This window comes from Nonomuraea insulae (assembly GCF_042656245.1).
Genome location: NZ_JBHSPA010000055.1, coordinates 123,384 through 136,907 on the forward strand (window position 1 = coordinate 123,384; position 13,524 = coordinate 136,907).

The window sequence follows — 13,524 nt, forward strand, 5'->3', positions numbered from 1 at the left end:
ATGGATCACCGGGGCGCTGCCGTACCTGGGCTAACGGCGAGTCGTCGCCACCGCGGCCCTGAAGCCGTCGCGCGGGTGCTCCATCTCACCCAGCGAGATCGTCTCTCGCTTGAAGAACAGGGCCAGGGTCCAATCGACGACGACACGGACCTTCCGGTTCAGCGTCGGCACCCGCGACAGATGGTAGGTCCGGTGCATGAACCATGCAGGGAATCCGCGAAGCTTGAGCCCATAGACATTGGCGACGCCCTGATGCAGGCCCAGACCGGCGACCGATCCGACATACTTGTGGCGGTATTCGACCAGTTCCTGCCCGCGGAGGTGACGGACGATGTTGTCGGCCAGCACCTTCGCCTGGCGGACCGCGTGCTGGGCGTTCGGGGCGCAGTATTGGCCGGGGTTCGTCACGTCCGGCACCCCGGCGGCGTCGCCGGCCGTGAAGGCGCCCGGCGTGCCCGCCACGGTGAGCATGGCGGTGGCCTTGATCCGGCCGCGCTCGTCGAGCGGCAGGTCGCTGTCGTTCACCACGGGGCTCGGCTTGACGCCGGCGGTCCACACGAGCGTGTCGGCGTCGAACGCCGAGCCGTCCGAGAGCACCACGTTCCCGCCCTCGCAGGACTCCAGGCGGGTCTCCAGCTTGACGTCGATGCCGCGCTCGCGCAGCTGCTCCAGGGTCCACTTACCCATCTCGGGGCCGACCTCGGGCAGCACCCGGTTCGTGGCCTCCACCAGCACCCAGCGGATGTCGGACGGCTGGATGTTGCGGTAGTAGCGCGTCGAGTCCTTCGCCATGTCCTCCAGCTCCGCCAGCGCCTCGACGCCCGCGAACCCGGCTCCGACCACCACGAACGTCAGCGCCCTGCGCCTGAGCTCCAGATCCTCGGTCGACTCGGCGACGTCGAGCAGGCGCAGCACGCGGTTGCGCAGCGCGATGGCCTCGCCCACGGTCTTGAACCCGATGCCGATGTCGGTGAGCCCGGGGATCGGCAGCGTGCGGGAGATCGATCCGGCGGCCATCACGATCACGTCGTAGGACACCTCGCGCGGCTCGCCCCCGCCCGGCTGGAAGGTGACGGTGCGCTCGGCGTGGTTCACCTTGGTGACGGTTCCGTTGAGAATGCGCGCCTTCGGGAGGATCCGGCGCAGCGGGGCCACCATGTGGCGCGGCGAGAGGTTACCCGCCGCCGCCTCAGGCAAGAACGGCTGGTAGGTCATGTAGGACTGGGGGTCGATGATCGTGATGCGGGCTTCGCCACTGCGCAGCTCGCTGTGGAGTTTGCGCTGCAGCCGGAGTGCTGTGTACAGGCCGACGTATCCGCCGCCGACGATCAAAATGTCCTTCTTCATCCTGAGGCCCCATCCCTCGTGGAGTGCTTGTGAAAGCATTCACAAGCCTACGTCAACTGCCTCCCGCGAATCCAATCCTGGGATGGTGCGACGCGTCACACAGCCAGTGACCTGGCCCTGGAGAAGACGTCGTCCAGCATCTGGGCGGTGACGCGGCCGGTGAAGGTGTTCTGCTGGCTGGGGTGGTAGCAGCCGAGCAGGGTGACGGGCGCGTCGCCGTACCGGATCTCGGCCTCGGCGCCGTGGCCGAACGGCGGGCGGCTGCGGGGCAGCGCGTAACCCGCGTCCTTGAGCGCCGGCCACATGGCCTGCCAGGCGTACCCGCCCAGCGCCACGATCACCCGCACGTCCTCCGCCACCAACGCCATCTCCCTGGCCATCCACGGGAAGCACGCGGCCTTCTCCTCCGGCGCCGGCTTGTTCGCGGGCGGGGCGCAGCGCACCGACGCCAGCACGCGGGTCCCCAGGAGCTTCTGGCCGTCTCCCGCGTACGTGCTGGTCTCCTGGGCGGCCAGGCCGGTGCGGTACAGCGAGGCGAACAACCAGTCGCCGCTGCGGTCGCCGGTGAAGATCCGCCCGGTCCTGTTGCCCCCGTGGGCCGCCGGGGCCAGGCCGACCAGCAGGATCCGCGGACGTTCATCCCCCCAGCCAGGGACCGGACGGCCCCAGTACGTCTCGTCGGCGAACGCCCGCCGCTTCACCTCGGCCACCTCCTCGCGCCATTCCACCAGGCGCGGGCACGCGCGGCAGACGGACTGCCCGGCCGTGAGCTCCGCGAGCGTCCCACTGCCGGCGGCCAGCCGGCGCACATCCTCGGGGTCCAGCGCGACGGGGGTGTCAGCGGTCGCGGGGTCGTCGGGCCAGCCGGTGCCAGGCGCTACAAAACTCATGACACCGATCGTGCCCGATCCCCACCCCGGACCCGCGCCGAAGTAGAGCGGCCCGTGCAAGGGGCCGCCTGGATGCTCGCGGTCCCAAGGCGGCCGGGAGGTGGCGACATGAAAGAAACCGGGCGGCACCCGAAGGTGCCACCCGGTTCGATCGCTCAGCGCCTTGGATCAGGCGGCGGGAGCGGAGGTCGTCGTCGCAGGCGACGGCGACGGCGACGGCGTCGGCTCGGTGGCCGGAGCAGGCGCCTTGCAGGCGGCGTAGGACGAGGTGACGGTGTCACCGTTGTTCGGCCCGGTGACCGAGAACCTCACGGTCCCGCCCTTGGCCGCGTCACCGCTCAGCGCGGAGGAGATCCCGCTGACGAAGTGCGTCCCACCCTCACGGGTGAAGTAGGTGTAGCCGCTGTCCACCACGGAACCGTTCAGGGACCAGGTGTAGCTGACCCGGCCGGCGCCGGTCGAGGTGATCTGACCGGAGGAGGTGACCGAGCAGTCGCTCGTGGTCTTCACCGATGCGGACGCGGAGACCCTGGCGTCGGGCTTGGGGTGCTCGGGCTTGGGGTGCTGCGGCTTCCCGTCCCTGCACCAGACCTTGTAGGAGGCCCGGTTGGAGGAGGTGCCGTCGGAGCCCAGAATCTCGAGCTGCGCCCAGCCACGCTGGCTGTGACGCGGGGAGATGCCGAAGCCGACCTTCCGCGTGTCGCGAACCTTGACCTTGCCGCGGTCGACCACGTCACCGTTGAGCACCCACTGGTAACGCACCCAGGTCGGGCGGTCGGCCTTGATCAGGCCAACAAAGTCGATCTTGTCACCATAGGTGCAGGGACCCGTGTACGAGCTCGGGCTGGCCCAGACGCGGGCCGTGATCGTCGGGTCGAGCTGCGTGCGTACGTCCTTCAGCGGCTCCTGGCAGGAGACGGCGAAGTAGCCCTTCTTGGACGTGACCTTCTTCGGGCTGAGGACCTGGACGGCTTCCCAGCCCTTGACCTCGTCCTTGAAGGTGACGGCCTGCTTGACCGTCACGGTCTTGGTGCCCTTGCCCTTGAGCTTGACCACCTTGACCTTGCTCTTGGACCCGTCACCGTGGAGCCAGCGGTAGGCCAGCTCCGTCTTGCCCTTGACCGGCACCTTGATCTTGGCCGAGAAGTTGACCTTGACCGGACAGGAACCTTCGTAGTCACCAGGAGAGGCCTTCGGCGCGGTGACCGAGACCTTGGGACCCGACGCCGGCTTGGCGGCCTTGGTCGAGGTAGCCGCCTGGGCGGGGCCGGCGACCAGGCCCGCTGCCATGGCGGCCAGCACCGCGGCCGACGCGCCGAACGCGGCGGCTCTACGTGCTAAGCCAACAGACATCATGTGAGAGTGCTCCATTCCGAGAGGGAAGAGGCGCGCCCGGGAACGGTCGCCACGCCAGCGCCATTTTGCGCACAGCGATATGGCAAAGCCCCCGTAATGCCCCTTTACCTAAGCACAGTACTGTTTGCACGCTCAACACGCGCGACACATCGGAAATGTCCGGATTTCTTCAGCTATCGCGCTATAGCCCACGCGATTCCATCGAGGATGTCGTGTTCACTCACCACGACCTGCGAGAACGCGAAACGACGGACGATACGGTCAAGAATTAGCGCACCCGCGCCAATCACGTCAACCCTGCCGGGGTGCATGACAGGAACGTCCGCGCGCTCACTATGGGTCATCGCGAGCAGCCGCCGTGTCACATCGTGAACCTGCTCGGCGGAAATGCGCGAGTGGTGAATCCGCGCCGAGTCGTAGGCCGGCAGGTCGAGCGCGATGCCCGCCATCGTCGTCACCGAGCCGGCCAGGCCCACCAGCGTGTGCGCCCGGCGTACGGGCACCTCGGCCTCGACCCGGTCGAGCGCGGCCTCGATGTCGGCCACCACCGCCTCCAGGGCCAGTGCGGGCGCCGGATCGCCGGCGTCACGCAGGTGCCGCTCGGTCAGGCGCACGCAGCCGATGTCCACCGACAGCGCCGCCTGCGCGTGCTCGGAGCCGACCACGAACTCCGTGGACCCGCCGCCGATGTCCACCACCAGGTAAGGAGGCAGCGGCCCCTGCGGCACCTCCGTCTCGGGCGACAGGCGCACCAGCCCCCTGGTCGCGCCCGTGAAGGACAGCTCCGCCTCCTCGGACCCCGTCACCACCTCGGGCGCCACGCCGAAGATCTCGCGTACGCCGGCCACGAACTCGTCCCGGTTGACCGCGTCCCTGGTGGCGCTCGTGGCCACCACGCGCGTGGCGGTGGCGCCGTGCCGCTCGATCAGCTCCTGGTAGGCGCGCATGGCCTTGAACGTGCGCTCCAGGGCGTCGGGCGCGAGCCTGCCGGTCCTGTCGACCCCCTGGCCGAGGCGGACGATCTCCATCCGCCGCTCGACGTCGACCAGCTCGTCGTCGCGGACGTCGGCGATGAGCAGACGCACGGAATTGGTGCCGCAGTCGACGGCGGCTACACGCATGGTCCGTCACTCCACCAGTCGGGGAGTGCGTCCAGCGCCTCCCTGCCGAACGGGTTGGCCCCGGGCACCGCCAGCTCGTGCGCCACGAGCGCGTGCAGGCACTTGACCCGCTCCGGCATGCCTCCCGTGCTCTGCATGTCGCGCGGCAGCGGCGCCAGCCCCGCCTCCTGGGCCGCCTTGTCGCGCCTTGCCACGTAGTCGTCGTGCGCCGCCAGGTAGGCCGCCGCCAGCTCGGGCTCGGTGGCCAGCCTGGCCTGCATCTCCCGCATCAGGCCCGAGCCCTCCAGCGTGCCGATCGCCGAGGCGGCCTTGGGGCAGGTCAGGTAGTAGAGGGTCGGGAAGGGCGAGCCGTCGGGCAGCCGCGGCGCGGTCTCCACCACGTCGGGGTTGCCGCACGGGCAGCGGTGCGCGACCCCGCGCAGCCCCCTGGGCGGACGCCCGAGCTGGTTCTGGACGACCTCGACGTCCTTACTGTCCAACGCTCTCCTTTCCCGTGACGGCCCTGCGCCCGGTGCCCTCGTCGACGGCCTCCACCGACTGCCAGAGCGTCTCGTACCACGGCGGCACCGTCGCCGGCTGTTTCACGGCCGTCTGTTCCCTGCCCTGTTCGGGCTCCATCACCACATAGCACTTCTCGCCGGGCCCGCAGTAATGCAGCCGTTCCTTGACCGTCTTCTTGATCCAGTTGGGGTCGTCGCTCTGCCGGTCGCGGGCCAGCAACGCCTGCTTGTCCGCCTCGACCTTTGCCTTCTCCGCCCGCAGCTCGGAAATACTGCGGCGCAGGCTGATGTACTCGCGCACAGGGTAGGCCAGGCTCATCGCGATCGCGCACACCACGACGGCCAGGATGGCGGCCCGCCCGGTCAGCTGCGGCCTTTTCGCCAATTGCTGCACACCCCCCTCAAATACGGCTCGCGGCCGGATTCGGGGTGCCGCGAGCCGTACTCGAAACTAGCGCCGGAAACGCGGGAAAGCCGCGCGACCCGCGTAACGGGCGGCGTCATCGAGAAGCTCCTCGATGCGCAGCAGCTGGTTGTACTTCGCCACCCGGTCGGAACGGGCCGGCGCGCCGGTCTTGATCTGACCGCAGTTGACCGCCACGGCCAGGTCGGCGATCGTCGTGTCCTCGGTCTCGCCGGAGCGGTGGCTCATCATGCAGCGGTAGCCGCTGCGGTGGGCCAGGTCCACGGCGTCGAGCGTCTCCGACAGCGTGCCGATCTGGTTGACCTTGACCAGCAGCGCGTTGGCCGCGCCGTCCTTGATGCCGCGCTCCAGCCGCTCGGGGTTGGTCACGAACAGGTCGTCGCCGACGAGTTGCACCTTGGCGCCGAGCGAGTCGGTGATGGCCTTCCAGCCCTCCCAGTCCTCCTCGTCGAGCGGGTCCTCGATGGAGACGAGCGGGTAGTTGGCGACCAGGTCCTCGTAGAACGCGATGAGCTCCCGCGCCGACAGGCCCTTGCCGTCGATCGTGTAGACGCCGTCCTTGTGGAACTCGGAGGCGGCCACGTCGAGCGCCAGCCCCACGTCCTCGCCCGGCACGTAGCCGGCCCGCTCGATCGCGACCAGGATCAGGTCGAGGGCGTCGCGGTTGGAGGGCAGGTTGGGCGCGAAGCCGCCCTCGTCGCCCAGGCCGGTGGCGTAGCCCTTCTCCTTGAGCACGCTCTTGAGCGCGTGGTAGACCTCGGTGCCCATGCGCACGGCCTCGCGGAACGTCTCCGCCCCGATCGGCGCGATCATGAACTCCTGGATGTCCACGTTGGTGTCGGCGTGGGCGCCGCCGTTGAGGATGTTCATCATCGGTACGGGCAGCACATGGGCGTTGGGGCCGCCCAGGTAGCGGAAGAGCGGCAGGTCGGCGCTGTCGGCGGCGGCCTTGGCCACGGCCAGCGAGACGCCGAGGATGGCGTTGGCGCCGAGCTTGGCCTTGTTGGGCGTGCGGTCCAGGTCGATCATGATCTGGTCGATGATGCGCTGGTCCTCGGCCTCGACCCCGTTGATCTCCTCGAAGATCTCGTCGGTCACCGCGAGGACGGCCTTCTCCACGCCCTTGCCGCCGTAACGCTTGCCGCCGTCACGCAGCTCGACCGCCTCGAACTGACCGGTGGACGCCCCGCTCGGCACGGCCGCGCGGCCGGTGCTGCCGTCGTCGAGCACCACCTCGACCTCGACCGTCGGGTTACCCCGGGAGTCGAGGATCTCGCGAGCGTATACGACCTCGATGGTAGCCACGGGATGCGCTCCTAAATCGAAAGGCAAATATGCCATCAGAGCCTATCGGTACGCCCGCCACCTCTCGTGGCTCCCCCGAGTGCAGTCTCTGCTCCACCATCAGTCCCCCTGGTTACATCCCACGGGATCCTGACATTTCGCGACTTATCGCGCCAAACTCAGGACGACTCCCACGAATGCACCCGATCCCGGTACGTACGAGCCGCCGCCCGCAGTTCGGCCTCGGCGTCGAGCCCCGCCTCGCCGGCCCGGCGCACCAGGTCGAACAGCTCCCGCGCCACCCCCTGCCCGATGGCCGCCGACAACGCCTCGGGCGCCCCCGCCCGCTCGGCCCTGCGCAGCAGCTGGGCCGCCAGCGACAACGCCGGCTGCCCCATCGGCACCCCTTCGAGCACCGACTCCCTGCCCTTGGCGGCCCGCTCGGCCGCCTTGATCGCGTCCCAGTTGTCGTTGACCTCGTCCGCGCTCTCGGCCCGCACCGAGCCGAACACGTGGGGATGGCGGCGTACGAGCTTCTCGACGATCCCGTCCGCCACGTCGTCCATGTCGAAGTCGCCGGCCACCCGCGCGTGGAAGACGATCTGCAACAGCAGATCGCCCAGCTCCTCCCGGAGCGCCGGATAGTCGCCCTGCTCGATGGTCTCGAGCACTTCGTAGGCCTCTTCCAGCAGGTACGGCACCAGCGACTCGTGCGTCTGCTTACGATCCCACGGACACTCGGTACGCAGCCGGTCCATCACCGCGACCAGGTCGAGCACCCGCGCCCCCGGCAGGTCGTACGACCCCGGCACGACCTCGATGACCGGCGGCTCGTCGAGCGCGACCGCGGCATGCCCCACGGCCCGCATGAACTCCTCACCGTCCTGCGCGGACAACCACACCACGCTCTCGCCGATCGCCCGCCGCGCCAGCCCCGCCGGGTCCGGCTCGACCACCTCGACCTCGATCCCGGCCTCACCGAGGTAGGGAAGGTGCGGATGGTCGGCGGAGCCGGTCAGCACGGGCCCTGAGCGCAGCGCCTGCCACGCCTGGTGGCTCAGCAGGCCCGGCGCGACCCTGGGCGAGGTGGTGACGACGATCAGCGGCACGATCAGCCCTGCGCCGGCTGCTGCGCGGGCTGGGTGGCGAGCTTGCCGAACCTGCCGGTGTCCACGAACAGCGCCGGGTTCTCCTGCGAGCGCTGCGGGTTGAGCGCACCGTAACGCGGGCTGAAGACCGTCTTGATCGAGGCGAACTCCTGGGTCAGCTTCTGCTGCGCGGCCTGGCCGCCGAACTGCTGCTGCAGCTTCGACAGGCCCACGATGACCCGGCCGTAGGCGCGGGCGTCGTTGGGCGAGACGCCGTTGGCCAGCAGGTTGATCGCGGGCGACTCGAACTGACCCGGGTCCTTCAGCGCCGTGTCGATCTCGGTCTCGCTCACCGGCACCTTGTAACGCGCTATGAGCTGCTCGGACGCGCTCACGTTGACCAGGCGCTGCAGCACGACCTGGGTGACCGGCACTCCGAGCTGCGTCTCGTCCAGCTTGTTCTGCTTCAGCGCGGCGAGGTAGGCCCGCGTGTCCGCGTCGAGCCTGCTCGTCGAGATGCGCTCGTTTCCGACCACGGCCGCGGCCCCGGCATGCATGGGGGAGGAGCAGGCGGTCAGCGCCACGCCCACCGCCGCGGCGGCCACAGCCACTCGTATCGACTTCACGTACGTCCCTTTCGACCAGAAAACCGCCGCTAGCTTACCCGTGCGGGTTCGAGGAACATCGCCTCGACCAGGTCACCGCACCATTTGAGCAGATCGAGATCGCGTAGCGGCTGCCCGCCCAGCGGCTTGGTCTTGGGCACCGGCACCAGCAGCGTCTCCGCCGCCTGCTTGTATATCGCCTTCTTGTACAGCCGGTCGAGTCGCACCTGCTGCGACTCTCTCAGCCTGGCCGGGCCGAACTTGACGTTCTGCGCCTGCAGCGTGACGTCGGTGAGCCCGGCCGAGCGCGCCTTGATCCGGAACCTGGCCACCTCCAGCAGGTTCTCCACCTCCCTCGGCGGCTTGCCGTAGCGGTCGGTCAGCTCGTCGCGCACCTCGTCGATGTTGACCGTGGAGGTGATGGCCGCGATCCGCTTGTACGCCTCCAGCCGCAGCCGCTCGGAGGTCACGTAGTCGTGCGGGATGTGCGCGTTGATCGGCAGCTCGACCTTGACGTCGGGCTGCTCCTCCTGCACCTCGGTGCCCGACAGCTTGGCCTTCTGCTCCTGCACGGCCTCGGCCATGAGCCGGACGTACAGGTCGAAGCCCACGCCCGCGATGAACCCGGACTGCTCGGCCCCCAGCACGTTGCCCGCGCCGCGGATCTCCAGGTCCTTCATCGCGACGTACATGCCCGCGCCCATCTCCGTGTGCTGCGAGATCGTCGCCAGCCGCTCGTGCGCGGTCTCGGTCAGCGGCTTCTCCGGCGGGTAGAGGAAGTACGCGTAGCCGCGCTCCCTGCCTCGCCCGACCCGCCCGCGGATCTGGTGGAGTTGCGACAGGCCGTAGTTGTCGGCCCGGTCCACGATCAGCGTGTTGGCGTTGGGCACGTCGAGCCCGGACTCCACGATCGTGGTGGAGACGAGCAGGTCGTATTCGCGCTCCCAGAAGCCCACCATGATCTTTTCGAGCTGGTGCTCGTTCATCTGCCCGTGCGCCACCGCGATGCGCGCCTCGGGCACCAGCTCGCGCATCCGCGCGGCGACCCGGTTGATCGAGGCCACCCGGTTGTGCACGAAGAAGATCTGGCCGTCACGCATCAGCTCGCGCCGGATCGCCGCCGCGATCTGCTTCTCCTCGTACGGCCCCACGAACGTGAGGATCGGATGCCGCTCCTCCGGCGGCGTGAGGATCGTCGACATCTCGCGGATGCCGGTCAGCCCCATCTCCAGCGTCCGCGGGATCGGCGTGGCGGACATGGCCAGCACGTCCACCTGCGTGCGCAGGTGCTTCATGGCCTCCTTGTGCTCGACCCCGAACCGCTGCTCCTCGTCGATGATGATCAGCCCCAGGTCCTTGAACCTGACCTCGGGGCTGAGCAGCCGGTGCGTGCCGATCACCACGTCGACCGCGCCCGACCTGAGCCCTTCGAGGGAGCCCTTGACCTCGCCGTCTGTCTGGAAGCGCGAGACCGCCCTGATCGCGACGGGAAAGCTGGAGAACCGCTCGGCGAAGGTGGACATGTGCTGCTGCACCAGCAGCGTCGTCGGCACCAGCACCGCGACCTGCTTGCCGTCCTGCACCGCCTTGAACGCCGCCCGCACCGCGATCTCGGTCTTGCCGTAGCCGACGTCGCCGCAGATCAGCCGGTCCATCGGGACGCCGCGCTCCATGTCGCGCTTGACCTCGTCGATGGCTTCGAGCTGGTCGCCGGTCTCCACGTACGGGAAGGCGTCCTCCATCTCCCGCTGCCACGGCGTGTCCAGCCCGAAGGCGTGCCCAGGCGAGGCCATGCGCGCGGAGTAGAGCCTGATCAGCTCCCCGGCGATCTCCTTGACCGCCTTCTTCGCCCGCGACTTGGCCTTGGCCCAGTCGGCGCCGCCCATGCGGTTGAGCGTGGGCGACTCGCCGCCGACGTAGCGGGTGACCTCGTCGAGCTGGTCGGTCGGCACGTAGAGCCGGTCGCCCTTGGCGTACTCGATGACCAGGTATTCGCGGGTGGCGCCCTGCACCGTGCGCTGCACCATCTCGATGTAGCGGCCCACGCCGTGCTGCTCGTGCACCACGTGGTCGCCGACCTTGAGCTGGAGCGGGTCGACCATGTTGCGGCGGCGCGACGGCAGGCGCCGCATGTCCTTGGTGGACGCCTTCTGCCCGACCAGGTCGAGGTGGGTCAGCACGGCCAGGTTGGGAGTGATGAACCCGTGCTCGATCAGACCGGTCGAGACATGGACGACCTTCGCCTCCGGCGCCTTATCCAGAAATTTCTGGAGTCGAGCGGGAACGTCCACACCCTTGAGGAGTTCCACCATGCGCTCGGCCGGGCCGTGGCCCTCACTGAGCAGCACGACGGCCTTCTCCTCGGCCAGCCAGCCCTTGATGTCGGCCAGCGCCTTGGCCGTGTCGCCGCGGTAGGCCTCGGAGTCCTGCGCGTCCAGCTCCACCCCGACGCCGAACGGCGCCATCGTCCACCACGGCTGGCCCAGCACGTCGGCGTGCCCGCGGATGTCCTCCAGCGTGCGGAACGCGGCCGCGCCCAGGTCGATCGGCGCCTCGCCGCCGGCCGCCGCGTTGATCCAGGAGGCTTCGAGGAACTCCTGCGAGGTGCGTACGAGCTCCTCGGCCCTGCCCCTGATCCGCTCGGGGTCGCACACGAACACCGCCGACCTGATCGGCAGGTGGTCGAGCAGCAGGTCCATCTCCCCCGCCAGCACGGGCGCGAACGCCTCCATGCCCTCGACCGGAATGCCCTCGGCGAGCTGGTCGAGCACCTCGGCCAGCGCCGGATGCTCCTCGGCCAGCTCACGCGCCCTGGCCCGCACCTCGTCGGTCAGCAGCAGCTCACGGCACGGCGGCGCGAACAACCCGTCCTCGGCCGCCTCCAGCGAGCGCTGGTCGGCCACCTTGAACCAGCGGATCTCCTCGACCGTGTCGCCCCAGAACTCCAGCCGCAGCGGATGCTCCTCGGTCGGCGGGAACACGTCGAGCAGCCCGCCGCGCACGGCCACCTCGCCGCGCTTCTCCACCATGTCCACCCGGCGGTAACCGTTGGCGACCAGGTTGGCGACCACCTCGTCGAGGTCGGCGTCGTCACCGGCGCGCAGCCGGATGGGCTCCAGGTCGCCGAGCCCCTTCACGATCGGCTGCAACAACGCCCTGATCGGCGCCACGATCACACTGAGCGGCCCGGCGGCGGTGTCGCCCTTGACCGGGTGCGACAGCCTGCGCAGCACCGCCAGCCGCTGCCCGACGGTGTCGCTGCGCGGCGAGAGCCGCTCGTGCGGCAACGTCTCCCAGGCCGGGAACACCGACACGGAGCCGAGCTCCGCGGGCTCGATGAGGCTCGTCAACGCGGCGGCGAGGTCTTCCGCCTCACGCCCGGTCGCGGTCACGGCGAGCACAGTGCGCTGGTCGTGCCCGGCCAGCGCGGCCACCCCGAAAGGGCGCAACGCGGACGGCGCGATCAGCGAGACGTCGCCGCCCTCTTCGAGAGCGGCGGTCAGCTTCGGGTCGGCGCGAACAAGGTCAAGTAGTCCAGAAAGACTCATCAGATACGTCCACAGCCCCACGACGGCAACACGATTACCCCCGGCCGTGTCAGGTCGCGGGGGTCTCGTTCAAGACTACTCGCCGCGCAACCTCACTCGACGCGGTAACCAGGCACGGAGGGCCAGCGCACCGTGAGCACCGTGGATTGCCGCTCCGCACGCCAGGAATGGTCGACGCCCTCGCCCCAGACCACGTAGTCGCCCGGCTCGGCCAGCAACACGCTGCGCCCCGGCAGTTCCACCCGGAACCGGCCGCTGATCAACACCAGCAGCGCCGTGCGGTCCTCGTCCCTGACCCACTCCGCCCGCTCGTCGCCCGGTGGGTGCACGCCCCACTTGATCTCGACGTCTTCGCTGTGTCTTGGGTCACCAGGGGGTTTGAAGTGACCGAGCAGCCACCCCCGGTCGCCGGCTGCGTCCACACCGGCGTTGCCCACGTAGACCTGATCGCTCACGGGCCAGGACGCTAGCAGGGAAATGCATTACTGATACCGATTGAGTGATTACGCTAGGTCACATGTCTGAGGTGCGATCGGTCGCCCTGAGAGGCGACTTCTTCGGTCAGCGGGTCCGCGAGCACTGCGCCGGGCAGCCGATGAGGCGGCTCGACGTCCTGGTCGCCGGCTGCGCGCACGACGAACCACTCGTGGTCGAGCACATGGAGACCCGGGCGACCGGGGCCGACGAGGACCACCCCGCGGTCAGGCGCGTGCTGGAGGAGCGCGCCGACCTGGTCACCTGGTCGCTGGGCGACCTGCGCTGCGTGCCGCTGCCGCCCAGGGCCTTCGACGTCATCCAGCTCTCCTTCCTGCTGGAACGCGTCCGGCACGCGGAGCTGGTCTTCGACCGGCTGCTGCAGTCCCTGCGCCCTGGCGGCCTGGTGCTGCTGCGCGTCCGCGACAGGAAGTCCGCCTACGGCCTGCTCGACCGCATCTCGCCGTCGTGGCTGCGCCGCCTGCTGTGGCGGCCCCTGGTCAGGCCGGGCACGCCGGGCCCGCTTCCCGCCGTGTACGAGCCCCTGGCCTCCAGCGACGGCCTGCACGCGTTCTGCCTCAGCCGTGGCCTGATGATCACCGACGACGAGCGCAACACCAGCGGCCCGGCCCGCTCTGGCAGGATCGGCACCGCCGCCGTCGCCCTCATGTCCAGCCTGACCAGCGGCCGTTTCCCCGCCTCCCACGACGAGATCACCATGGTGATCAGAAAGCCGCAGCACCACTTCGCCCGGCTCATCTGACCACCTTGGCGGGACACCGCGAGGAAGGGGGGAAGATAGGTGCGCGGGTCAGGCACCGTGACCTAGGGGACCGGGTCTAGCGGCACACTGGTTTCAGTCGCTAAACTCCTTTCCTACCAATTCA

12 protein-coding genes are annotated in these 13,524 nt (G+C 69.3%); 1 reads left to right on the forward strand and 11 read right to left on the reverse strand.

Features of this window, described 5'->3' with window-relative positions; all coding sequences use genetic code 11:
* Positions 1-30: 30 nt before the first annotated feature.
* The 11 genes from ACFPZ3_RS42175 to ACFPZ3_RS42225 form a co-directional block, all read right to left on the reverse strand.
* Positions 31-1,347: an NAD(P)/FAD-dependent oxidoreductase gene (locus ACFPZ3_RS42175; RefSeq protein WP_379519985.1), complete on the reverse strand. Its 1,317-nt coding sequence runs from the start codon at positions 1,345-1,347 to the stop codon at positions 31-33.
* A gap of 95 nt (positions 1,348-1,442) precedes the next feature.
* Positions 1,443-2,237, reverse strand: coding sequence for a uracil-DNA glycosylase (locus ACFPZ3_RS42180; RefSeq protein WP_379519986.1), 795 nt, complete (start codon positions 2,235-2,237; stop codon positions 1,443-1,445).
* Between the two features lie 168 nt (positions 2,238-2,405).
* The gene (locus ACFPZ3_RS42185) at positions 2,406-3,593 is read right to left on the reverse strand and encodes a hypothetical protein (RefSeq protein ID WP_379519987.1); all 1,188 of its coding nucleotides are present in this window, start codon (positions 3,591-3,593) and stop codon (positions 2,406-2,408) included.
* Positions 3,594-3,766: 173 nt separating this feature from the next.
* The gene (locus ACFPZ3_RS42190; protein ID WP_379519988.1) at positions 3,767-4,714 is read right to left on the reverse strand and encodes a Ppx/GppA phosphatase family protein; all 948 of its coding nucleotides are present in this window, start codon (positions 4,712-4,714) and stop codon (positions 3,767-3,769) included.
* The gene (locus ACFPZ3_RS42195; protein WP_379519989.1) at positions 4,705-5,193 is read right to left on the reverse strand and encodes a DUF501 domain-containing protein; all 489 of its coding nucleotides are present in this window, start codon (positions 5,191-5,193) and stop codon (positions 4,705-4,707) included. Before ACFPZ3_RS42195 ends, ACFPZ3_RS42190 begins: the two co-directional genes overlap by 10 nt.
* Complete coding sequence (locus tag ACFPZ3_RS42200; protein WP_379519990.1) at positions 5,183-5,599, reverse strand: FtsB family cell division protein; 417 nt, start codon at positions 5,597-5,599, stop codon at positions 5,183-5,185. Before ACFPZ3_RS42200 ends, ACFPZ3_RS42195 begins: the two co-directional genes overlap by 11 nt.
* A gap of 66 nt (positions 5,600-5,665) precedes the next feature.
* Positions 5,666-6,943 (reverse strand): phosphopyruvate hydratase, encoded by a 1,278-nt coding sequence (gene eno / locus ACFPZ3_RS42205; protein ID WP_379519991.1) that lies wholly within the window; start codon positions 6,941-6,943, stop codon positions 5,666-5,668.
* A gap of 158 nt (positions 6,944-7,101) precedes the next feature.
* Positions 7,102-8,031 (reverse strand): nucleoside triphosphate pyrophosphohydrolase, encoded by a 930-nt coding sequence (locus tag ACFPZ3_RS42210; protein ID WP_379519992.1) that lies wholly within the window; start codon positions 8,029-8,031, stop codon positions 7,102-7,104.
* Positions 8,032-8,033: 2 nt separating this feature from the next.
* Positions 8,034-8,636, reverse strand: coding sequence for a SurA N-terminal domain-containing protein (locus tag ACFPZ3_RS42215; RefSeq protein WP_379519993.1), 603 nt, complete (start codon positions 8,634-8,636; stop codon positions 8,034-8,036).
* A gap of 29 nt (positions 8,637-8,665) precedes the next feature.
* Entirely contained in the window at positions 8,666-12,163 is a 3,498-nt protein-coding gene (gene mfd, locus ACFPZ3_RS42220; RefSeq protein ID WP_379519994.1) for a transcription-repair coupling factor, read from the reverse strand.
* A 92-nt stretch (positions 12,164-12,255) separates the two neighbouring features.
* Entirely contained in the window at positions 12,256-12,618 is a 363-nt protein-coding gene (locus ACFPZ3_RS42225) for a signal peptidase I (protein ID WP_379519995.1), read from the reverse strand.
* A gap of 62 nt (positions 12,619-12,680) precedes the next feature.
* Here ACFPZ3_RS42225 and ACFPZ3_RS42230 point away from each other — a divergent pair, with 62 nt between their 5' ends.
* Complete coding sequence (locus ACFPZ3_RS42230) at positions 12,681-13,400, forward strand: class I SAM-dependent methyltransferase (protein WP_379519996.1); 720 nt, start codon at positions 12,681-12,683, stop codon at positions 13,398-13,400.
* The last annotated feature ends 124 nt before the right edge of the window (positions 13,401-13,524 follow it).

What these genes read in the sequence shown, in the direction of transcription:
- ACFPZ3_RS42180 (WP_379519986.1), bottom strand. Translation starts at nt 2,237, where the DNA reads ATGAGTTTTGTAGCGCCTGGCACCGGCTGGCCCGACGACCCCGCGACC.
- ACFPZ3_RS42230 (WP_379519996.1), top strand. Translation starts at nt 12,681, where the DNA reads ATGTCTGAGGTGCGATCGGTCGCCCTGAGAGGCGACTTCTTCGGTCAG.
- ACFPZ3_RS42175 (WP_379519985.1), bottom strand. Translation starts at nt 1,347, where the DNA reads ATGAAGAAGGACATTTTGATCGTCGGCGGCGGATACGTCGGCCTGTAC.
- ACFPZ3_RS42190 (WP_379519988.1), bottom strand. Translation starts at nt 4,714, where the DNA reads ATGCGTGTAGCCGCCGTCGACTGCGGCACCAATTCCGTGCGTCTGCTC.
- ACFPZ3_RS42185 (WP_379519987.1), bottom strand. Translation starts at nt 3,593, where the DNA reads ATGATGTCTGTTGGCTTAGCACGTAGAGCCGCCGCGTTCGGCGCGTCG.
- mfd (WP_379519994.1), bottom strand. Translation starts at nt 12,163, where the DNA reads ATGAGTCTTTCTGGACTACTTGACCTTGTTCGCGCCGACCCGAAGCTG.